Raw genomic sequence first — 20,207 nt, forward strand, 5'->3', positions numbered from 1 at the left:
GACCTCCTGACAGCAGGAGGCCGGCTTTTTAAATAGGTTCATTTTGCATCACACATGCCCCAGCTTACCGGGGTCCATGACCAGATAAAGATTTTGGATCTCTTTTCCGCCTTTATTCAGGTTCAGGCACAGCACGGCTTTGACTTCTTCCAGGTCTTTGAACAGGATTTGAAGCTCCCCATTGATTATACCGGCCTCCGTCCTCCACTGATGCAGCTGTCTCAGCACCCGGCGAGAGGTCAAGAGTGCCGCTACTCCTTTACGGCCAGCCATTGGTCTAAGGATCGTATGGACATTCTCCCCTCCACCATCTGCGATGAGCACAGGATGTTCGGCTAAAAGCTGCAGCAGGCCGCTTACATCATAAGCGGCAAATGCAGCAGTGAAGCGGTCCAGCAGACGCTCACGGGAGGACTCCTGATCCCTATCAAATCCCTGGCCCGATGATTCGGTCTGCAGCCTCCGCCTGGCCCGGCTGAACAGCTGGCGGCAGCTTCCCTCAGATCTGTCCAGCATTTCTGCAATCGCCCCGTAATCATATTGAAAGGCTTCCCGGAGGATAAAAACAGCGCGCTCCGTCGGAGACAGCCGCTCGAGCATGACCAGAAAGGCATAGGACAGGCTTTCCTTGCGTTCTGCAGCCTCTTCCGGACCGTCCAAAGGTCCGCTTACAGGTTCCGGCAGCCATTCCCCGATATATGTCTCTCTGAGACTGCGTGCAGAATGGAGCAGATTGAGGCAGCGGTTAGTAATACCTTTTGCCAGATACGCCTTCATGTTTACAATCCCGCTCCGGTCACGCCTCTGCAGCTCCGCAAAACAATCCTGCACAGCGTCCTCCGCGTCAGCCACGCTGCCAAGCATCCGGTAGGCGATAGAGAATGCATATCCTTTATAGCAGAGATATAAATCCTCCATCCCGGGCTGTTCCTGTACAGAGAATAGGTCTGACACTTCATTTTTTTGAGATTTCACTGGTTCATAACCCCTCATTCCGGCAACTCTGCTTTTGACCTAGAGGTCTGCTCCCGGATACATTCCTGTGGAAATTGCAATCCGGTTCCAGCTGTTGATGGTATTGATATTCATAATCCAGTCCACAAATTCCTCTTCACTGAAATGTTCGCGTACCTTATCGTAAACTGCCTGCGGTACACCTGCTTTGCTGATCTCTGTCACCGTCTCGGCAAGCTCCAGCAGCGCTCTCTCTTTGGCCTTAAAGATTGGCGCCTCCCGCCATACACAGAGAAGCAGCAGCTTATCCTGATAGTCTCCCAGCTTCAGCAGATCCTTGGCGTGCATATCCAGGCAGAAGGCACAGCCATTCAGCTGTGACACACGTATTTTAACAAGCTCTGTAAGCACCTTATCGCTCGTCCGGCCGGCATTATGCTGCTCCAGTGCCATCATGGCCCGGAATGCCGGCGCATTCACTTTTCTGTAATTGAATCTTAAGCTCATTCCATTCGCCTCCAATAAATGTATTCATTACTGAAGACAAATGAATGCTTATTTTTGTGACAAGATTTATGTTTATGCTCCGGCTTTCCGTACTTTTCGCGAGTGTATCAGCCGCCATCCCGTCAGCAGCGCCGACACCAGGCATATCGCCGAAGAGGTCATGAAGACAACATGCATGCCGGCGAGAAAAATATCGGGACGTCCCGGAACCAGGTCAGTAACCCGGTGTCCTGCTTCTCTGCTCATTACATTGAACAGAATGGATGTCGCGATTGTAATTCCTACAACCATCCCCACATTGCGGACCAGTGAATTTACACTGCCTGCCGATCCCAGCTGCGTCCGCGGCACTTTGGACATAATCAGCGAGTTATTGGGCGACTGGAACAGACCGCTGCCGATCCCGAGCATGGCAATCCAGAGGCCGACAAGAATGACGGAGCTGCCTTCATGAAGACGGGCCAGTCCAAACTGGGCGACCACCATAACCATCAATCCGGAAAAGGTAAGTGATTCCGAACCGATTTTGTCGGATAAAGCGCCGCTGAGCGGAGCCACGATGACCATGGATATCGGAAAGAGCATCAGCAGAAATCCTGCATAAAACGGCGACAGGTTCAGCATGTTCTGCGCATAAAACGGGGCAATAATGTTGAAGCAGAAATTGGCCACAAAGACCAGAAACGCACAAAGAATACTAAGCGAGAATAACGGATTCTTGAACAATGACAGCTGCAGCAGCGGCTGTGAACGGCGCATTTCCACGATCAGAAAAGCAATGAATGCAGCGGCTGCAGCAATAATTGCCGAGATAATCCGTGGATCCCCGTATCCTAGCTGCTGGCCAAGCAGCAGACCGGCAAAGAGTGTGATAATAAAAACCGCGAACAGCATGCTGCCCGGGATATCAATTCCGGATTTTACTCTTACCAGGTCTTTCGGCAGAACCTTCCATCCGAGCACAATCGCAATCAATCCAATAGGAACGTTAACCCAGAAAATATACTCCCAGCCCAGTGTCGAAACAATAATTCCGCCCAGACTGGGCCCGGCAATGCTGCCGAGCGAGACGAACGTACCGATTAACCCGAGTGCTTTCCCCCGCTCAGTTGCCGGGAATATGTCCGTAACAATCCCTTGGCTGTTGGCCATTGTCATAGATGCGCCTACTGCTTGGATTACACGCGACACAATAAGAAACGGCAGCGTAGTACTGAGTCCGCACAGCAGCGAGCCGATAATAAAAACCACTGTGCCCATTTTAAAAATCCGGATTTTACCGGCAATATCCCCCAGCTTCCCGAAAAACAGAATCACTGAACAGATTGCCATCAGATATCCTGTTGTTACCCATTCTACCTGTGCTACCGGAAGATTCAGCTGTTTCACCAGCACCGGCAGAGCAATATTAACGATGCTGCCATCGAGTGTTGACATAAACGTGAACAGATTCAAAACGATCAGGATGGTCCAGCGTTTCTTCTGGATGGCAGCGTCTTCCTGATAAGTTGCGCCGATCGAACTCATGATTACACCCTCTTGGTTCCATGTTCAGATATAGTTGCATCCGCAACCAACTGTCTTCCCCAGTGTACTGCAGATTAGTTGCGCACGCAACAACTTTATTGTAGTATTCAGAATAGGCATGAACAGCATGCCAGAAAGTACGTCAAAGAGGTGTCCACCGTGAAAAAAGAACCTATCGGAAAACTGATCTCCCAGCTGCAGCGCCAAAATCAGAAATATTTATCCAAAGAACTGCTGCCTTACGGCATCGGGGGCGGCGGACAGCACAGCTTTCTCAAGCTGGTTATCGGCCAGCCGGGAATTACCCAGGATCAGATGACAAATGAATTGAAGTTCGACAAGGCCACAACTGCCCGGGCCGTTAAGCACCTTGAAAATCTGGGTTATATTGAACGGCAGACCGATCCGAAGGACCGGCGTTCTTCCCTCCTCTATCCGACTCCGAAAGCCATTGAGTTCGCTCCTGTATTCCAATCCATTCTGGATGAACTCAACAACAAACTTGCCGCCAGCCTGTCCGTTGAGGAAGCAGACCTGCTCGTTAATTTGCTCCAAAAGGTCGCCAAAAATACCGGTAACCTGTGATTCTTTACAGTGCGGCCCCCCTCCTTGTCATAAATTTAATTGCCACAGACTGATCCCCGGGAAATGAAAGATTTGTTTTGCCCAATCCTAAAAATCAGGGGTATCAAAACCGACATCAGTACAGCCCCTTATGGTTAAGGATTACCTCAAGGTACGGCAAAGGCCGGCTCCCTTCGGTAGGGGTCGGCCTTTAAGCTATATATCAGCCGTTCTGTTGATCATCCGCTTATAGGAATTCATATAATGCCTATACTCCTTTTCCGCCAAACACATCAGCCGGAACACCCTTCACATCCAGCTTGGCTTTGAACAGTCCCCCGGTCAGCGGCCAGCGTTCCAATTGTTCGGCGTTCATGCCGTTGCGTGCCGTAGTAATATATAGTTCATCGAGATGTTCACCGCCAAAAGCGCAGGATGTAACATTCATCGCAGGAACCTCAATCACCCCGATCTGCTCTCCTGTGAGAGGATTCCAGCGTGAGACGCAGGCTCCGCCCCAGTGGGCCACCCAGATCATCCCTTCACTGTCAATCGTCATCCCGTCCGGGAACCCTGCTCCCTCCTGCAGCTTACAAACTTGTTTTCTTCCGCTGACCTCACCGGTGTGCCTATCATAATTCATGACATCCACCCCCCCGGTTGCCGTATCGATATAATACATGAGCCCGCGGCTGTCATCCCAGGCCAGCCCGTTAGAAGTGCCGATATCCGTAAAGACCCGCCGTACTTTTCCGTTAGTCTCCATCACGTACAGGCTGCCTGCCTGCGGTGTGCCATCCATACTCATTGTGCCGAACCATAACCGCCCTGCGCTGTCGCACTTGGCGTCGTTCAGCCGGTTGCCTGGCAGATCAGCTTCCACTGTGTAGATTAACTCCGGCTGCTGATGCTCCTTGAAGCTATAGATCCCGTCCTGCAGGGCCAGAATCCAGCCTCCTTCTGCAGCCGGTACAACCGCACTGACTCTTTGCTCAAAGGTATGAATCTGCTCGGTCCGGGTTATAGCATCATATACACGCATTTCTTTACTTTCAATATCGACCCAATATAATCTGCCCTGCGCATGATCCCAATGGGGACCCTCACCGATAATTGCCTGCGCATCCATAACCAGTTCAGCTTGTCCGTTCACTTGGATATCCTCCTGTTCATATTCCCGAATAAAAGATACACACCGGTTCTCACGGCTGATGCAAAAAGGAGCAGGCAGCTCCATAAAGGAATTGCCTGCTCCCTGTTATCATGAGCTTGCTGTAATCTGCACTATTATTCTTCTGTCTTGCCTTCTTCCGCAGCTTCTTCTGCTGCAGGTTCGGCTGCTTCGCTGTCCGCCGGCTCCTCAAGCACTACCGGAGGTGCAATACGCACGATCAGTGTGTCTTCAGGCGTCAGCACTTCCCAGTCCTCATTCTTCGGCAGATCGGATACAAGCAGCTGATCCCCGATTTCGAGGCCGCTGATGTCTACGTCAAAAGTAGCAGTGAGCTTGTCCGGCAATGTGCGGATATCCAGCTCGTACAGCTCTACCTGCTGAATGCCCCCGCTCTTTACGCCGGCAGGTTCGCCGGTGAAGTTGAAAGCTACTTTGGTGTCCAGCTCGGCCTTCATGTCAATTTGCTGCAAATCAACATGCAGCAGCTTGCGTGACAGCGGTTGACGCTGGATTTCCTGGATCACTACATTTTTGGAGCCCGAACCCGGAAAGTCCACCTTCAAAATGGCACGCGGATTTTTGTTCAGAATTTCATTAAGTGTCTTTGCATCCGCTGAAAAGGACTGGGTATCTGAACCTGCACCGTAGACGACAACCGGTACAAAGCCTTTGCTCCGCTGTGAAGAGGTCGATCCCGATCTTTCAGTCAAACGTACTGTGGTATTCATGATAATTCCTCCTAAAAGTTTTGTCAGCTTGGCTGCATTGGGGTACTGCGTACAAAACTGGCTTCGTAAGCCTTTGCTTAAGTTTTGTCAGCTTGGCTGCATAGGGTTACTGCGTACAGACTGGTTTCGTAAGTCAGAGTAGCTGCAAGGATTAGACTTCTTACAAACTGACTTAAGTATTAAAAAAAGACTAACTAGATGTATAATGTCTAATCAGTCTCTTATTAACCATATTTGCCTGCTGTGGAATCAGTATAGCACTGGCATAATGTCAAGTCAAAATAGCCAATATTTCAATAAAAATACATATATTAAATTGCAGCAGCTAAAACCCCCGTTAAACCGGCAGTTCGCTTTTTCCAGTTTGGGGTAGTAAAATAAAGTCACTATAACAGTCAGGAGTGAGGATACATGGAACAAATTCAAAACGAAGAAGGACGCTTTTTTATTGCAGGTGACGGCAAGGACCTGGCCGAAATTACATACGCACCGGATGAGGCAACAGGTAATCTGATTATCGATCATACCTTTGTATCCGAAGAGCTGCGCGGCCAGGGCGCGGGTGAAAAGCTTGTACGGGCGGTTGTAGACAAAGCCCGCAAAGAAAATGTAAAGATAGTGCCGGTATGCACCTATGCTGCACATCAATTTAAAAAGCATGAGGAGTATGCGGACGTACTGAGCAGGGACGGAGAACAGTCCTAGAACCAGGGCTTATCCCGTTTCCTGAGGTTGTAACATGGATTATTCACCATAATTGTAGGGGGAAACGGGCTTGAATATAGCGGACACATTGAATCAGATCGAGGAGCTGCAGCGGCGCTGCGAACAATACGAAGGGATTAATCTGAAGCTGAACTGGGACATGCTGCGCCTGGCTTCAACAAATGGCGGTACCGAGTGGCTTGCCACCTGGGAAGGGGATCTCCTGGTCGGATTTATCGGCCTGTACGGCTTCGGGAGCGAAATGGAAATCTGCGGAATGGTCCGCCCCGGTTACCGCCGCCGCGGAATTTTCACCTCGCTGTGGGAGCAGGCGCAGGGCATTATCAAGCGCAAAGAGGTAAAATCTCTGCTGCTTAATGCCCCGGCTGCCTCCGCTTCAGGTTTGGCTTTCCTGAATACCCTTCCGCTGGTCTTCGACCATGCTGAATACCAGATGAAATGGGGTGGCCATGCCGTCCCGTCAGGAACCGCAGATGCCAGTTCAGCCGCAGGAAACGTAACCCTTCGGCCTGCACGGGAGGATGAAGTGCCGCTTCTGATTCAGCTGGACAGCGCGGGATTCGATATTTCGGAGGAGGATGCCGCCGAGATGTTCGAAATGTATAGGCAGGAAGGTCAGCAGGAGCATATCCTGATTGAACTCGACGGGCAGCCGGCCGGCAAGATGCGGCTGGCTACTGAGGATAACGAGACATGGATTTTCGGTTTCACAATAGATAAAAAGCTTCGAGGGCTGGGCATTGGCCGCAGTGCGCTGCAGCAGACAATCGAACGCGAGCGGCAGAATCACAATGGAATTAATCTGGAGGTTGCCCTTGATAATCCGAATGCGCTCAGGCTGTACGAAAGCTGCGGATTCGTCATTCTTAACCAGCAGAATTACTACCGTTATACAGGCTGATCACCCGGCTTAAGGTGCAGCAAAGCCCCTTCTCTGATGAGAAAGGGGCTTTTTCATAGTTACATCAGCATACTTCCGCCGGAAGCCAGCTCCGTGCGCTCATTTTTGCGGTTTCCGAAGCGCACCGCCAGCTCCGGCGATTCATTCTTTTTCAGAAATACAGCCAGAAGGCGCACGTAATCGACGGATTCAGCAAGGGATACACAGGTTCCATCGAAAAGATGTCTGCGGCCATCCAGCAGCGAATAGATTTCTATGCGTTCTGCCGGTTCCCCGTACGCGTAATGGCAGAACACATTGGACATATGCAAAAAAGCGGTAACCACATCTTCGTGGCTGCTTACCATAAATTTCTGAATGTTCAGACAGCGTCCCTCAGCCTTGGAGCCCCAGGCCAGCTGGAAAATCATCGCCAGCTCAAGGGAAAGCTCAGGCACCGGAACATGCCACTGTTCGTACAGCTTTATGGGAATATCCTCTAAATGATTCACCGACGCAATCCGCATCAGCTCATCCGCAACCCTGGTCTTGACATCCCAGTAATGCAGCAGCGAAGAAAAGGCGGTTCCTTTGGGCGGCCAGCGCCGCTCCATCAGAAATTGAACCGGTGTCTCCCGGCGTACTTCCGGCTGCAGGCTGTAATAATCATTCAGTGTATGGCCCACGGCATATTGGACCTGCTGCCTCCAGCGCGGAAGCCCGGTAACCGCAGTTCCTCCGTCCAGATCCTGAGTCCCGCCCAGCAGGATATGCTCCACCCGGAAATCATCAAGCCGGCTGTATCTCCGGCCCCGCATGTGCTGTTCTGCAAGACTGGACGCCGTCCAGCCCTCTGCCACGCGGCCCATCCTTAAGAGACCGCCGCGCAGGTTGCGATAAATTGGCGTCCGAAGTTTCTGCAGGCTTCCTTTTCCTCGGCGTTCGGTCCGTACTCAATCTTCAGGCTCTCCTGCACAATTTCGGCTCCGCGTTCCTTCAGCTTCTCTTCAATTTGATCCACCGCTCCGCAGTAGATCGAATATCCGGTATCACCGCTTCCGAAGGCTGCCGCCTTGAAGGTGCTGAGATCAAGTTCATCCATCTCTTCATAGAAATCGAGGAATTCATCCGGCAGCTCGCCGTCTCCCCATGTATAAACGCCAATCAGAACGCCTTCATAATTGTTTATCTCTTCCGCATTACAGTCGGTCACCGATTTCAGCACAGCCTCGCCGCCCGCCTGGGTGATTCCTTCCGCAATCAGCTCAGCCATTTCTTCCGTATTTCCGGTCAAGCTGGCATATGCCACAAGCACCTTAGCCATGATTTTCGTTCCTCCCCAGGGTAAACATTTGATTTAACCATCGTTTGCTAACCTCATTCTATTTGATAATGATTATCATTGTCAACAATTACAACAAAAAACGAGCCCGGCCCGGATAACAGGCTGCAGCTCGCTTTCTTTTTTCCTATTCCATTCTGCCAGCCTCTTAAGCTTCTTCCAGATACCCGCCTTCAAGCAGCGTAATCCCATTGCCGTCCGGATCGCGGAAGTTCATTTCCTTCCCTCCATACTCCATCGTTACCGGCGGCTGGCAGTCCAGTCCCTTGGCCGCAAGTTCTTCGTAAGTATCATCCAGGCTGCTGCAGGAGAACACCAGATTGACAACTCCCGTCGTATGCTTGCCCCACTTGTTCTCATTCCAGATAATGAGGCCGGGCTGGTTGCGCTCGAAAGCAATTTTGGCCCCATCGGAATCACCGAATCCCTCAAAGGGTACGGGAATGCCCAATACGTCCGCATAAAAAGCTGCAAGCGCAGCAGGATCTTTACTGTACAAATTGATACCGTCAAATGACAAAATCATGGATTATCCCTCTCATTCTCATTGTATATTGTACGCCTTACAGCTTGCTTAACTATAGTGTAGCTTGTATGCCGTATGCTGTATTGCAAAAAAACGACATTCACCTGCCTGCATATTTCAAGGCTTCCCGCGGTGTCATTCCGGCGTATTTCTTAAAATTGTTGATCATATGGGACTGATGGCTGTAGCCGTAAGCAAACACAATATCCTGAATGCAGTCCGGCCGTTGTGAGGAGAAGAGCATTTCCCGCCACACATTCTGAAACCGGATAAGATCGGCAGCTTTTTTGGGGGAGACACCTGTATTTTCACGAAAAAGCCGTTCCAGCTGCCTGCTGCCGACTCCCGAGCTGATCTCAAGCTCCCCTGCTGAAACGGCACCTTTATTCTTAAGCATAGCGTATACTGCATTCATCATCCCGTCATGACTGCGGCGCTTGTTCTCCAAACGGTGCAAAAGATAAGCTTCGGCAAGAGAGATCCGTTCAGCTACGGAGCGGGTCCGCGGCAATCTGCCGCTTAGCTCCCTGCAGAATGCCGCGAAATACTGTTCCACATGGACATGGGCATTCAGCACCTCCCTGAGGTGATCATCGGCAAACAGATGTACGCTCCAGAAATAAAAGCGGACCGCAAACATCGAGGTGTGTGGCCCCAGCCCCGCTTGTCCGGAGACAAAAGGCTCGTCATTAATTCCGCAAAAGATTCCGGATGCCTCTTCCGCCCCGTTCTCCCACTCCCATATAATATCCATACAGCTATCGGGTATGATAATTTCCTGCCCGGTTTGAGAACCAGCCCGCGTAGGGTCCGGGTACATATCCGCTGCCGGGTTTTGAAAATGGGCACAGTCAGAAGTATGCATATCAGCAGTGCCCCAAAAGCAGCGGATATACGGCTGAAGCGCCTTGACCGGCAAGTATTCGCTGGTTTCATCCGGCTTGGCTGTAAGCGGATAGTACAGCTTTGAAAGGTTGTACACTGGCTGCCCTGCCTCCCTTCTGCGCGTCTGCGCACTGTTCGTGGGTAAGTTGATCATACACAACATTGGGCATAATGAGAATAGTCGCAGCTTTGCAACCATTTTGTTTGTAGGGTCCGGGGAAAATGTTGTACAATAAAGGCTAAATGAATTTTTTTGAAGGATGGATCAATCATGTATATAGCAGGCGATTGGAAAGACTACGAAGTCATTGATACCGGCGGCGGAGAAAAGCTGGAGCGTTGGGGCGATATTATTCTGCGCCGTCCGGATCCGCAGATTATCTGGCCGCTCACGAATGAAACGGCACAGTGGCGCGATGTGCACGGTCACTATCACCGCAGCTCTTCGGGCGGCGGACAATGGGAAATGAAAAAGACGATACCGGACAACTGGAAAATCAGCTACGGCAAGCTGAAGTTCCACCTGCGTCCGACCAACTTTAAGCATACAGGATTATTTCCTGAACAGGCGGCCAACTGGAGCTGGATGATGGACAAGATTGCAGGCGCGAACCGTCCGATCTCTGTACTGAATCTCTTCGCTTATACCGGCGGTGCAACCGTAGCAGCAGCAAGTGCCGGTGCTTCGGTAGTTCATGTGGATGCAGCCAAGGGCATGGTCCAGTGGGCCAAGGAAAATATCCAGCTCTCCGGCCTTGGCGAACGTCCGGTACGCTTCATCACTGATGATGTATTCAAGTTCGTACAGCGCGAGCAGCGCCGCGGCAGCAAATACGACGCCATCATTATGGATCCGCCATCCTACGGCAGAGGTCCGGGCGGTGAAATGTGGAAGCTCGAATCCAGCCTGTATCCGTTCCTGGAAAGCTGCATGCAGATTATGAGCGACAAACCTCTGTTCATGCTTATCAACTCCTATACGACAGGGATTTCACCGACTGTACTGCGCAATATGCTCTCCATGACAATGGGCAAGCGTTACGGCGGCAAGCTGACCTCCGGTGAAATCGGTCTGCCGATTACTTCTTCGGGAATGAACCTGCCTTGCGGTATTCTGGGCCGCTGGGAGGCGTAAGCCAATGACTGCGCATATCACCGGTACAGCCGGAGAGCACAGCGGCGGCTCGTCCCGCTTTGAGGTGCTCTACGAAGACAACCACCTGCTTGGTATCGTGAAGCCCGTGAACATTCCGGTACAGGAGGATGCTACAGGAGACCCAGATCTGCTGAGCCTGCTCAAGGAGGATGTAAAGGTACGCTTCAACAAGCCGGGGAACGTGTATATGGGACTGGTTCACCGGCTGGACCGGCCTGTAGGCGGGGCGATGATTTTTGCCAAAACGTCGAAAGCCGCCTCGCGGCTGTCGGAAAATGTACGCTCCCACAGCTTTCATAAAGTCTATTTGACGGTCGTACACGGCAAGCCTCCGGCTTCACAGGGCCGCCTGATTAACACACTGCTTAAGGATGCCAAGAGCAATACGGTAAGCATTGTGCGCAAAGGAACCCCCGGCGGTAAAGAGGCCATTCTAGATTACACGGTGCTTGGCAGCGCAGAGGGCTACAGTCTGCTGAAGATCGATCTGCTGACCGGCCGTTCGCACCAGATCCGTGTGCAAATGAACGGAATCGGCTGTCCGCTGTACGGGGATCAGAAGTATGGAGCCTCGGTAAGTAAACCCGGGCAGCAAATTGCCCTTTGGTCAGCACTGGTCGGATTTCCGCATCCGGTGTCCAAAGAAGAAATAGAACTGATTTCGCTGCCGCCGCAGGCCCATCCCTGGAATCTGTGGAGTCAGCATATACAAAAGCAGGCCATCCGGTAACGGGGCCTGCTTTTTGGGTTGATTATAGAGATGGACCCTATCCTAGGCCCATCCTGATTTATCCGGCCGAACCTTCGGCCGCAGGTGCCGGAGTGACAGCCATCTTGCCCATTAAATACAGCAGCAGCTGTTGATTATGTGCAGAAATCGGATCAAGCGCTTCAGCAAAAAAATCAGCTCGGATCTTAAGTCCCCGTTCAGTCTCTCTCTGCCCTGTATCGGTAATGCTCACCCAGACAATACGCCGGTCTGCCGCATCACGTTCACGCATAATCAGCTGGTGCTTCTCCATCCGGTCAAGCAGCATCGTCACTGCCGCCGGGCTGGTAGCCAGGTGCGGAGCCAGATCGGAAGGTTTCATGGCTCCCCGCTCCTGAAGCAGTTCCAGTACGGTTAATTGGGCGTCTGTAAGGGTTGGGGCAAGCTTGCTGTCCATATGTAACTTATATTCCTTCAATATCTTATGCCAAATTTTACTGAATTGAGAGGAGTGCACAACGATTCCTTCCTTTCCATGCGGGGCTCTTCCGTATATCTACATTTTCGCGATATAACTTCCAATTCCTGCAAAACAAAAAAATAAAGTAATAAAAGCAGACGGCGCTGCAGCCGGCTCTGTTCAGGGAGCGGCTGCAGCGCCGTTAAATGGGTATGGCTGCTGCTTGGGTGCAGGTTATTTGATTGCCGGGAAAAGCGAAACAATCTCATCTTTTTTCTCCACCGGAACAAGCTGCTTGCCAGTAGAGCGCCGTTCACCGATAGGTGCCGACTCTGAAGTGAAGGTCTGATAAGTCCCCTCACGGGTAATAGCTACCAGCTCCAGCGGCTCCTTGCAATGGAAGGCGCCGGCGAGTCTGCTGCCGTTCGGCTTCACGCGTTTGCCTTCCTTGAATTCAAAGGTCGGCATTCCCTTTCCGCCGCGGCTCTGTGACGGGTAATCCACAAGCAGCGAGCGCTTGGCATATCCAAGATCGGAAACCGTCAGAACCTCGCCTTCATCTTCGCTTACCCAGAAGCAGGAGACGACTTCATCGCCTTCACGCAGCTGAATCCCTTTGACTCCGCTGGCTACACGGCCCATAGCATTGACTTCATTCTCCTTGAACCGGATGCTCATCCCTTCGCGCGTCACCAGTACAATATCCTTATCGTTCCTGCTGAGCGCCACTGTAAGGATCTCATCCCCATCCCCAACCTTGCAGGCCGCTACAGCTCCTGAACGGCTGGTAGAGTATTCCTTGAGCTCTGTACGCTTCACCTGGCCCTTGCGGGTTACGAAAACCAGACTGGTCTGCGGATCGTCCAGGCTGCCTGCCGGAAGGACACTGACGACGCTGTCGCCTTTGGTCAGGCTGATAACGTTGACAATGGCTGTTCCCGGCTCCTTCCACTTAAACTCCGGAATCTGGTGAACCGGAAGCAGGAAGTACTGCCCCTTGCGCGTAAAGACCAGCAGGCTGTCCCTTGTATTCAGATCCATCAGTCTGACGATATGGTCGCCTTCCTTGACGCCTGACGCATGCCGTTCACCGCCTGAACGGGTGAAGGAAGGCATGCCTGTGCGCTTGATATAACCGTCTGCTGACATTGCGACAAGCACATCTTCGGCATTGACCAGCACATCAAGGCTGACCTTCAGCTCCTCCACTTCACTCTGAATCAGTGAACGGCGGTCAATCCCGTATTTGTCGCGGATTTCCAGGAGTTCCTTGCGGATGACGCCAATCAGCTTTTTGTCGCTCTCCAGAATGCCGCGCAGTGTTCTGATTCTGGCCTGCATCTCGTCCAGCTCCTTCTGGAGCGAATGAATCTCCAGATTGGTCAGACGATACAGCTGCAGGGTAAGAATGGAATCTGCCTGCCGCTCGGTGAAGCCGAACATCCATACGAGGTTATTCTGGGCATCCTGGCGGTTCTTCGAAGCTTTGATCGCTGCGATCACCTCATCCAGAATATTAAGCGCCTTGACCAGCCCTTCCAGAACATGAGCACGGTCCTCGGCTCTTTCCAGATCAAACCGGGTGCGGTGGGTAACCACTTCACGCTGATGCGCGATATAGGCTTCCAGAATGGCCTTGAGGCCAAGCTGCTGCGGAGCCTTGTTCACAATCGCTACCATGTTAAAGTTATAGGTAACCTGCAGATCGGTTTTCTTCAGCAGATAAGCCAGCACGCCTTGGGCATCGGCTTCCTTTTTAAGCTCCACGACAATCCGCAGGCCTTCCCGGCCGCTCTCGTCACGGACTTCTGCGATTCCGTCGATCTTTTTCTCCAGACGGATATTCTCCATCGCGGTTACCAGACGTGATTTTACAATCTGGAACGGCACTTCCGTGATGACAATCTGCTGCTTGCCGCCGCGCAGGCTCTCAATCTCCGTCTTGGAACGAAGATAAATGCGCCCTTTGCCGGTACGGTAAGCATCCATGATGCCTTCGCCGCCCATGATCGTTCCGCCTGTCGGGAAATCCGGGCCCTTGATAAAGGTCATGATATCTTCCAGGGCAATATCCGGCTTCTGCATTACCGCGATACAGGCATCGATAACCTCTCTCAGGTTATGCGGCGGAATTTCCGTGGCAAACCCGGCCGAGATGCCGCTTGAACCGTTAACCAGCAGATTGGGATAACGCGAAGGCACTACCACCGGCTCTTTCGCTGTATTGTCAAAATTGTCCTTGAACAGCACGGTGCGCTTTTCGATGTCACGCATCATTTCCATCGCAATCGGCGACAGGCGTGCTTCTGTATAACGCATGGCTGCCGCCGGATCATCGTCCATCGAGCCCCAGTTGCCGTGCCCGTCTACCAGCACATGGCCCATCTTCCATGGCTGGGCCATACGCACCATACCTTCGTAGATCGAGGAGTCACCGTGCGGATGGTAGTTACCCATTACGTCTCCGACCGTCTTGGCAGACTTACGGTACGGCTTGTCCGGCGTATTGCCCGAATCGTACATGGCGTACAGAATCCGGCGCTGCACCGGCTTCAGGCCGTCCCGGACATCGGGAATCGCCCGGTCCTGGATAATATATTTGGAATACCGGCCAAAGCGGTCACCGACGACCTCTTCCAGAAAAGCCGGCGAAAATTGTTCTGATAAACTGCTCATTGGCTCACCTTCTGTTCCTCAATCTGTCCAATTTAAAATAGTGTGGTGATATCCTCGTCACTCCGGAGAATGTTTGGACTTCCGGCCGCTGTTATTCTCTAATTTCTTAATCCAATGCTGTTATATAGAATGACCTTAAGGTCTCTGAGTAAAGTCCAGTCGCAACTGCAGTGAATATTTGGACTTCCGGTCGCTGTTGTCTGCAGATTTTCTGATTCAACCGCTATTCACGGTAAAAATCCGCAGACAAAGGCGAACGCTATCGCTCCTACAGTTCCAAAATCCCCCTCCGTCACTCCTTTTTTACTCAAGTCTTAAGTTCAATCTATCTGGGCTGAAATTCGAGAATAAAGGCGGTCGCTTACGCTCCTACAGTTCCAAACTTCCCCTCTGCTCCTCTAATCACCAAGCTTTTAGAAACCGGAAGTCATCGTCACTTCCGTTAAAACGCATGCCGCATCGAATGTGCGGCATGTTCATAAGCATATGCTCTGCGTTGGCTGCAGCGCAATGATCTATTACTCCACGATTTCCGTAAAATCAACATTCTCGACAATCCAGCGCTTGCGCGGATCGACTTTATCGCCCATCAGCGTCGACACGCGTCGCTCCGCTTTGGCGGCATCTTCAATCTGCACCTGCAGCAGTGCCCGGGAATCCGGATTCATGGTCGTCTCCCACAGCTGCTCGGGATTCATCTCGCCCAGTCCCTTGTAGCGCTGGAGTTCAAAGTTTTTGCCGAATTCCTTAAGGTAATTCTGCAGCTCCTCATCGCTCCAGGCATACCGCACCGTCTCCAGCTTACCGGATTTACGGGTCAGCTTGTAGAGCGGCGGCTGGGCGATATAGATTTTGCCGGCGTCAAGCAGCGGCTTCATGTACCGGTAGAAGAAGGTCAGCAGCAGTACCTGAATATGTGCCCCGTCCGTGTCCGCATCGGTCATAATAATAATTTTGGAATAATTGCTGTCTTCAACCGCGAAATCCGGTCCGATTCCCGCTCCGATCGTAGAGATAATCGCCTTGTACTCATCATTCTTGAGAATGTCCAGCAGCTTGGCCTTCTCCGGATTCATCGGCTTGCCCTTAAGCGGGAGGATCGCCTGGATTTTGGAATCCCGGCCCTGCTTGGCAGAACCGCCGGCGGAATCGCCTTCCACAATGAACAGCTCTGTCCGGGTAACATCCTTGGACTGCGCAGGCGACAGCTTGCCGCCCAGGTTAGAGCTCTCACTGCGCTTTTTGCCGCTGCGGATCTCGTCCCGCGCTTTGCGGGCTGCTTCTCTCGCCTTGGAGGCCTGAATCGATTTTTTCAGCAGGCTCTGTGCCACCTGAGGATTCTCTTCCAGGAACCGGGCCATATTCTCGGCAACAATGTAATCAACAGCACTGCGTGCAGAGGCGCTGCCCAGCTGATCCTTCGTCTGCCCGACAAACTCCACTTCAGCCATTTTGACACTGATGACTGCCATCATGCCTTCACGGAGGTCATTGCCTTCCAGATTCTTGTCCTTTTCCTTCAGCAGCTGTGTGCGGCGGGCGTATTCATTCATCACCCGCGTATAAGCGGTCTTGAAGCCCGTCTCATGCGTACCGCCGCTGCGGGTCGGGATGGAGTTTACGAAAGAAGCCAGCGTCTCCGTATAACCGGCGTTATACTGCAGAGCCACCTCCACCTCAATCTCATCCTTTTCCGAACTGAAATGAACGACATCATGCAGCACATCCTTGCCTTCATTCAGGAACTGCACGAACTGGCTGGCGCCGCCTTCGTAGAAATATTCGTCCTGACGGCCGCTGCGCTCGTCGCTGAGATTAATCCGCAGGCCGGAGTTCAGGAAGGCAATTTCCTGCACCCGTTCCGCCAAAGTATCATAGTTCAGGGCAATGCCATTCGCAAAGACGCGAATATCCGGCTTGAAGGTGATCTTCGTACCGGTTTTGTTCGTATTTCCCGTAATTTCCAGTCCGGTAACAGGCTCGCCGACATGCTCTTTTCCCTGCTTGTCTACCCAATATTCGAAGCGCTGACGGTGAACCTTGCCTTCACGGTAAATCTCCACTTCCAGCCATTCGGACAGCGCATTGGTTACAGAAGCGCCGACGCCGTGCAGACCGCCGGACTTTTTGTAGCCTGAACCGCCGAACTTGCCGCCTGCATGCAGAATTGTAAATACAACCTGCGGTGTCGGCACTCCGGTCTTATGCATTCCGGTCGGGATCCCCCGCCCGTTATCAATGACGGTAACAGAACCGTCCTTACGTAATGTAATGTCAATCTTCGAGCAAAACTTGGCTAAATGCTCATCTACGGCGTTATCCACTATTTCCCATACAAGATGGTGCAGCCCCGAGGAACTCGTACTGCCGATGTACATGCCGGGCCGTTTGCGTACCGCAACCAGACCTTCGAGCACCTGAATGTCGTCAGCATCGTATCCAGTCCGGCTGTCATCGCCGTTCTTGGAGACTTTTGCAAACATGTCGATCTGTTCGAGCATTCATGCTCCTCCTTCTTTACCTCTATCTCTGAAATGCAAACAAACGTTTTCGTTCACTTTGTACATTCTAATTCAAAATATCCCTTTTCGTAAAGACGGCGAATGAAATGATTGCTGCCAGAGCTCCCCAAACGGCCAATACGGCCATGGAAAAAGTCAGCGTCATGCCCTCGATCGGGGCCGGAGTACCCGACAGATATCCCGTCAGCCCCAGATTGACCATAAACAAATATTTCGCCGTTGTCCAGGCTGAGGCCATATTTGTCAGAATGCTGCCGGCAATCAGCGCAGCCATCATGACCACGATACTTGCTGCCGTACTGCGCACGAGCACTGAAACCATAAAAGCCAGCAGCGCCACCACTACGCTTACATACCAGATCAATCCGCCCTGCATCAGCAGGTACTTCCACTGCGGTACGGCATGCACAGCCGACATATCCACCGTATCACCGCTGATCTGAAAGCCGGTAAATACCGGAACATTAAAGCCTTTATATCCGAAGGCCAGGCCCGAAATGAGATAGCTGATGACAAAAACCGAAAGGACAATCAGGGACACGAACATCAGCAGCGCAGCCAGCTTGCTGAACAGCACCTTCCAGCGTTTGACCGGCCGTGTCAGCAGCATTTTGATCGTTCCTGTCGTCCGTTCCCCGGATACCAGATCAGAAGCTACAGCCATAATCAGCAGTGGTATAAAAAGAGATACCGAATTGTCCAGAAATTCACGGGTGAAGGTTACGCCGCTGGGCTCGTTCGGATTGACGTCATGGTCCAGATAGTACTGCAGCTGCTGGACAAAGATCCGCCGGTACGATTTCCACTCTTCGGGAATCCGGTCACTGCTGAGCGAATTCTGGTTGTCGGTAATCTGCTGCTGGATTTCCAGCCTCCAGTCGGAATTGAATTTATCCCGGCTGCGTTCTGCAGCGCGCATCTGCGCGTACGTGAACATAGGTACAAGCACAACCAGAATAAGCAATATAACGTAAAAACGTTTCTTTTTAATAATCTTCAGGCACTCATTTCGGATGAGCGGCAGCAGGTTAGTCAATAGGTTCACCTTCCGTTAGCTTCAAGAATAGCTGTTCCAGTGTGGGACTTATTTTATGCACGGCCCTGACTTCCACCCCCGCCGCAACGAGAGAGGCTACAACTTCCGGGATCAGGCCTTCATCCATTACAGATATCAGAGAGTTCGGTCCCATTCCGGCGGTAACAGTGTCATCAAGAGTCACCTCATCCGGCTGGAGCAGCGAGATTTCCGGACGTGCGGACAGAATAGCAGCTGCCTGTTCCAGAGGCGCAAGCTCCCACAAGACATACGGGGAGTTGCTGGCAACAAGCTCCTCCACGCCGCCCACCGCCAGTACACGGCCTTTGCTGATGATCGCTACGCGGTCGCACAGCAGCTGAATTTCGCTCAGCAGATGGCTGGAGACAAACACCGCAAGGCCTTCCTCGGCAAGCGTACGGATAAATTCGCGCAGCTCCTTGATTCCTTTGGGGTCCAGACCGTTCGTAGGCTCGTCCAGAATAAGCAGCCGCGGACGTCCCAGCAGGGCCTGGGCGATCCCCAGCCGCTGGCGCATCCCCAGTGAATAAGTGCTCACCTTGTCATGTATCCGCTGATCCAGCCGTACAGTATCCACTACTTCTGCAATTCTCGCTGTGTCCACCCCCGGCTGCATACGGGCGAAATGCTGGAGATTTTCCCAGCCTGTCAGATACGTATAAACCTCTGGGTTCTCTACGATGGAACCGACGTATCTGAGCGCTTTTTCCGGATCACGGTTTACATTATACCCGCAGACGGTGATCGTGCCCTCGCTGGGACGGATCAGATCCACGAGCATGCGGATGGTGGTTGTTTTGCCGGCCCCGTTCGGTCCGAGAAATCCGAAGATTTCCCCTTCTTTTACGTCAAAGGTGACGTCATCAATGATCCATTTACGTCCTATTTTTTTGCGGACCTTGTCCACAGACAATACGACTGTCCCGGATGCTCCGCGTGTCTCTTTTGTCATATGAATACAGCTCCTTGCTTACAGTAACCTGCAATTATATAAATTTTAGCGCACAGCCTGAACAATCCGTTCCCCCATCCGCTGATACCCTTCTTCGTTCGGATGAAAATGATCGCCCGAGAGGTACTTGTCCAGATGGCGGTTGAACAGATCAAAGGTCGGTACCAGCGTCATATTGCTGTGCGTATTCATAATATCCATGGCTGCATTGTTCCAGAGAGTTACCGCCTGGTTGCCGGGCACGAGAAGATCGGGCACATCTCCGAACGGGTTATATAATCCCACATAATAAATTTGAGCCTGCGGATTAAGCTCCGTAATGTACTGCAAAATGTCGCCCAGCCGCTTGGAAGCCTCAGGCAGCGCCGCCAGCAGGGACTGGGGCGTCAACTCTTCATCATCTGGAGTCCCCGTGATTCCGGAGTCCTGAAACAGATCGTTCCCGCCGATGGAGAGCAATATAATATTTGCCTGCCGTACAGCGTATTGGACACCCTCTTCTTTCAAGCTGCTTAAAAGGCCTGCTGTTGTCTGTCCGTTAATCCCCATATTTCCGAGCAGTGCAGCTTTGAGTCCGTCTGCAGACAAGCCCTCCACTGTCCGTCTGACAAAACCGTTGCCGGAATTGTCCCCGGTGCCTTTGGCTAATGAATCCCCCAAGGCCAAAATTCTGTATTCATCAACCACTTCTGCAGCAGGTGCAGCCGTCTCCTGAGGCAATGAAGTCAGCAGCGCCTCGCCCTTGGGATGAAGAATATCGTTAACCGCATATACAAACCCGGCAATTAATATTACAGTTGCCGCTATGGAAATCAGGCTTACACTCCGCCATGTCCATCTGGAATCATTCACTGCTATCCCT

General features: G+C 52.0%; 20 protein-coding genes. 5 read left to right on the forward strand and 15 right to left on the reverse strand.

Annotation, left to right across the window (positions count from 1 at the left end; all coding sequences use genetic code 11):
* Positions 1 to 48 precede the first annotated feature (48 nt).
* The 3 genes from C2I18_RS01425 to C2I18_RS01435 all read right to left on the reverse strand — a co-directional run bounded on the left by C2I18_RS01425 (position 49) and on the right by C2I18_RS01435 (position 2,988).
* A complete protein-coding gene (locus C2I18_RS01425) occupies positions 49 to 918 on the reverse strand; it encodes a sigma-70 family RNA polymerase sigma factor (protein WP_481857969.1) in 870 nt (289 codons plus the stop codon).
* Between the two features lie 96 nt (positions 919 to 1,014).
* The gene (locus tag C2I18_RS01430; protein ID WP_249899517.1) at positions 1,015 to 1,461 is read right to left on the reverse strand and encodes a carboxymuconolactone decarboxylase family protein; all 447 of its coding nucleotides are present in this window, start codon (positions 1,459 to 1,461) and stop codon (positions 1,015 to 1,017) included.
* Between the two features lie 72 nt (positions 1,462 to 1,533).
* Positions 1,534 to 2,988 (reverse strand): MFS transporter, encoded by a 1,455-nt coding sequence (locus tag C2I18_RS01435; RefSeq protein WP_249899518.1) that lies wholly within the window; start codon positions 2,986 to 2,988, stop codon positions 1,534 to 1,536.
* 159 nt (positions 2,989 to 3,147) lie between these two features.
* Here C2I18_RS01435 and C2I18_RS01440 point away from each other — a divergent pair, with 159 nt between their 5' ends.
* The gene (locus C2I18_RS01440) at positions 3,148 to 3,573 is read left to right on the forward strand and encodes a MarR family winged helix-turn-helix transcriptional regulator (RefSeq protein ID WP_249899519.1); all 426 of its coding nucleotides are present in this window, start codon (positions 3,148 to 3,150) and stop codon (positions 3,571 to 3,573) included.
* A gap of 247 nt (positions 3,574 to 3,820) precedes the next feature.
* Here C2I18_RS01440 and C2I18_RS01445 read toward each other — a convergent pair whose 3' ends face one another.
* Positions 3,821 to 4,705, reverse strand: a complete 885-nt coding sequence (locus tag C2I18_RS01445) for an SMP-30/gluconolactonase/LRE family protein (RefSeq protein ID WP_249899520.1) — start codon at positions 4,703 to 4,705, stop codon at positions 3,821 to 3,823.
* Between the two features lie 134 nt (positions 4,706 to 4,839).
* Complete coding sequence (locus C2I18_RS01450) at positions 4,840 to 5,454, reverse strand: 50S ribosomal protein L25 (protein WP_249899521.1); 615 nt, start codon at positions 5,452 to 5,454, stop codon at positions 4,840 to 4,842.
* Between the two features lie 411 nt (positions 5,455 to 5,865).
* On the opposite strand from C2I18_RS01450, the gene C2I18_RS01455 reads away from it, so the two are divergent.
* Positions 5,866 to 6,159 carry a GNAT family N-acetyltransferase gene (locus C2I18_RS01455; RefSeq protein WP_249899522.1) on the forward strand — a complete coding sequence of 98 codons (294 nt, stop codon included), beginning with the start codon at positions 5,866 to 5,868 and terminating at the stop codon, positions 6,157 to 6,159.
* Positions 6,160 to 6,229: 70 nt separating this feature from the next.
* Entirely contained in the window at positions 6,230 to 7,081 is an 852-nt protein-coding gene (locus C2I18_RS01460; protein WP_249899523.1) for a GNAT family N-acetyltransferase, read from the forward strand.
* A gap of 59 nt (positions 7,082 to 7,140) precedes the next feature.
* Here the strand turns inward: C2I18_RS01460 and C2I18_RS01465 are convergent, their stop codons facing one another.
* From C2I18_RS01465 to C2I18_RS01480, 4 genes are all read right to left on the reverse strand, one after another.
* Positions 7,141 to 7,920, reverse strand: a complete 780-nt coding sequence (locus tag C2I18_RS01465) for a hypothetical protein (protein ID WP_249899524.1) — start codon at positions 7,918 to 7,920, stop codon at positions 7,141 to 7,143.
* A gap of 11 nt (positions 7,921 to 7,931) precedes the next feature.
* Positions 7,932 to 8,384, reverse strand: coding sequence for a flavodoxin (locus C2I18_RS01470; protein WP_249899525.1), 453 nt, complete (start codon positions 8,382 to 8,384; stop codon positions 7,932 to 7,934).
* Positions 8,385 to 8,550: 166 nt separating this feature from the next.
* Positions 8,551 to 8,928 carry a VOC family protein gene (locus C2I18_RS01475; protein ID WP_249899526.1) on the reverse strand — a complete coding sequence of 126 codons (378 nt, stop codon included), beginning with the start codon at positions 8,926 to 8,928 and terminating at the stop codon, positions 8,551 to 8,553.
* Between the two features lie 100 nt (positions 8,929 to 9,028).
* Positions 9,029 to 9,910, reverse strand: coding sequence for a helix-turn-helix domain-containing protein (locus C2I18_RS01480; protein WP_249899527.1), 882 nt, complete (start codon positions 9,908 to 9,910; stop codon positions 9,029 to 9,031).
* A gap of 174 nt (positions 9,911 to 10,084) precedes the next feature.
* Here C2I18_RS01480 and C2I18_RS01485 point away from each other — a divergent pair, with 174 nt between their 5' ends.
* Together C2I18_RS01485 and C2I18_RS01490 are read left to right on the forward strand one after the other, a co-directional pair.
* Positions 10,085 to 10,948 (forward strand): class I SAM-dependent methyltransferase, encoded by an 864-nt coding sequence (locus C2I18_RS01485; protein WP_249899528.1) that lies wholly within the window; start codon positions 10,085 to 10,087, stop codon positions 10,946 to 10,948.
* Between the two features lie 4 nt (positions 10,949 to 10,952).
* Positions 10,953 to 11,699, forward strand: coding sequence for an RluA family pseudouridine synthase (locus C2I18_RS01490; RefSeq protein ID WP_249899529.1), 747 nt, complete (start codon positions 10,953 to 10,955; stop codon positions 11,697 to 11,699).
* 58 nt (positions 11,700 to 11,757) lie between these two features.
* Here the strand turns inward: C2I18_RS01490 and C2I18_RS01495 are convergent, their stop codons facing one another.
* The 6 genes from C2I18_RS01495 to C2I18_RS01520 form a co-directional block, all read right to left on the reverse strand.
* Positions 11,758 to 12,195, reverse strand: coding sequence for a MarR family winged helix-turn-helix transcriptional regulator (locus tag C2I18_RS01495; protein ID WP_249899530.1), 438 nt, complete (start codon positions 12,193 to 12,195; stop codon positions 11,758 to 11,760).
* Between the two features lie 177 nt (positions 12,196 to 12,372).
* Positions 12,373 to 14,814, reverse strand: coding sequence for a DNA gyrase subunit A (gene gyrA, locus C2I18_RS01500; RefSeq protein ID WP_249899531.1), 2,442 nt, complete (start codon positions 14,812 to 14,814; stop codon positions 12,373 to 12,375).
* Positions 14,815 to 15,332: 518 nt separating this feature from the next.
* A complete protein-coding gene (gene parE, locus C2I18_RS01505; protein ID WP_249899532.1) occupies positions 15,333 to 17,315 on the reverse strand; it encodes a DNA topoisomerase IV subunit B in 1,983 nt (660 codons plus the stop codon).
* Between the two features lie 67 nt (positions 17,316 to 17,382).
* Entirely contained in the window at positions 17,383 to 18,372 is a 990-nt protein-coding gene (locus C2I18_RS01510) for an ABC transporter permease (protein WP_249899533.1), read from the reverse strand.
* Complete coding sequence (locus tag C2I18_RS01515; RefSeq protein ID WP_249899534.1) at positions 18,365 to 19,345, reverse strand: ABC transporter ATP-binding protein; 981 nt, start codon at positions 19,343 to 19,345, stop codon at positions 18,365 to 18,367. Before C2I18_RS01515 ends, C2I18_RS01510 begins: the two co-directional genes overlap by 8 nt.
* A 45-nt stretch (positions 19,346 to 19,390) precedes the next feature.
* Positions 19,391 to 20,197, reverse strand: coding sequence for a GDSL-type esterase/lipase family protein (locus C2I18_RS01520; RefSeq protein ID WP_249899535.1), 807 nt, complete (start codon positions 20,195 to 20,197; stop codon positions 19,391 to 19,393).
* Positions 20,198 to 20,207 lie beyond the last annotated feature (10 nt).

Source organism: Paenibacillus sp. PK3_47, assembly GCF_023520895.1.
Classification (GTDB): domain Bacteria; phylum Bacillota; class Bacilli; order Paenibacillales; family Paenibacillaceae; genus Paenibacillus_AQ.

Bases quoted from the DNA above. Each gene is read 5' to 3' on its own strand.
- C2I18_RS01425 (WP_481857969.1), bottom strand. From the start codon at position 918: ATGGAGGATTTATATCTCTGCTATAAAGGATATGCATTCTCTATCGCC.
- C2I18_RS01430 (WP_249899517.1), bottom strand. From the start codon at position 1,461: ATGAGCTTAAGATTCAATTACAGAAAAGTGAATGCGCCGGCATTCCGG.
- C2I18_RS01435 (WP_249899518.1), bottom strand. From the start codon at position 2,988: ATGAGTTCGATCGGCGCAACTTATCAGGAAGACGCTGCCATCCAGAAG.
- C2I18_RS01450 (WP_249899521.1), bottom strand. From the start codon at position 5,454: ATGAATACCACAGTACGTTTGACTGAAAGATCGGGATCGACCTCTTCA.
- C2I18_RS01455 (WP_249899522.1), top strand. From the start codon at position 5,866: ATGGAACAAATTCAAAACGAAGAAGGACGCTTTTTTATTGCAGGTGAC.
- C2I18_RS01470 (WP_249899525.1), bottom strand. From the start codon at position 8,384: ATGGCTAAGGTGCTTGTGGCATATGCCAGCTTGACCGGAAATACGGAA.
- C2I18_RS01475 (WP_249899526.1), bottom strand. From the start codon at position 8,928: ATGATTTTGTCATTTGACGGTATCAATTTGTACAGTAAAGATCCTGCT.
- C2I18_RS01485 (WP_249899528.1), top strand. From the start codon at position 10,085: ATGTATATAGCAGGCGATTGGAAAGACTACGAAGTCATTGATACCGGC.
- C2I18_RS01490 (WP_249899529.1), top strand. From the start codon at position 10,953: ATGACTGCGCATATCACCGGTACAGCCGGAGAGCACAGCGGCGGCTCG.
- gyrA (WP_249899531.1), bottom strand. From the start codon at position 14,814: ATGAGCAGTTTATCAGAACAATTTTCGCCGGCTTTTCTGGAAGAGGTC.
- parE (WP_249899532.1), bottom strand. From the start codon at position 17,315: ATGCTCGAACAGATCGACATGTTTGCAAAAGTCTCCAAGAACGGCGAT.
- C2I18_RS01515 (WP_249899534.1), bottom strand. From the start codon at position 19,345: ATGACAAAAGAGACACGCGGAGCATCCGGGACAGTCGTATTGTCTGTG.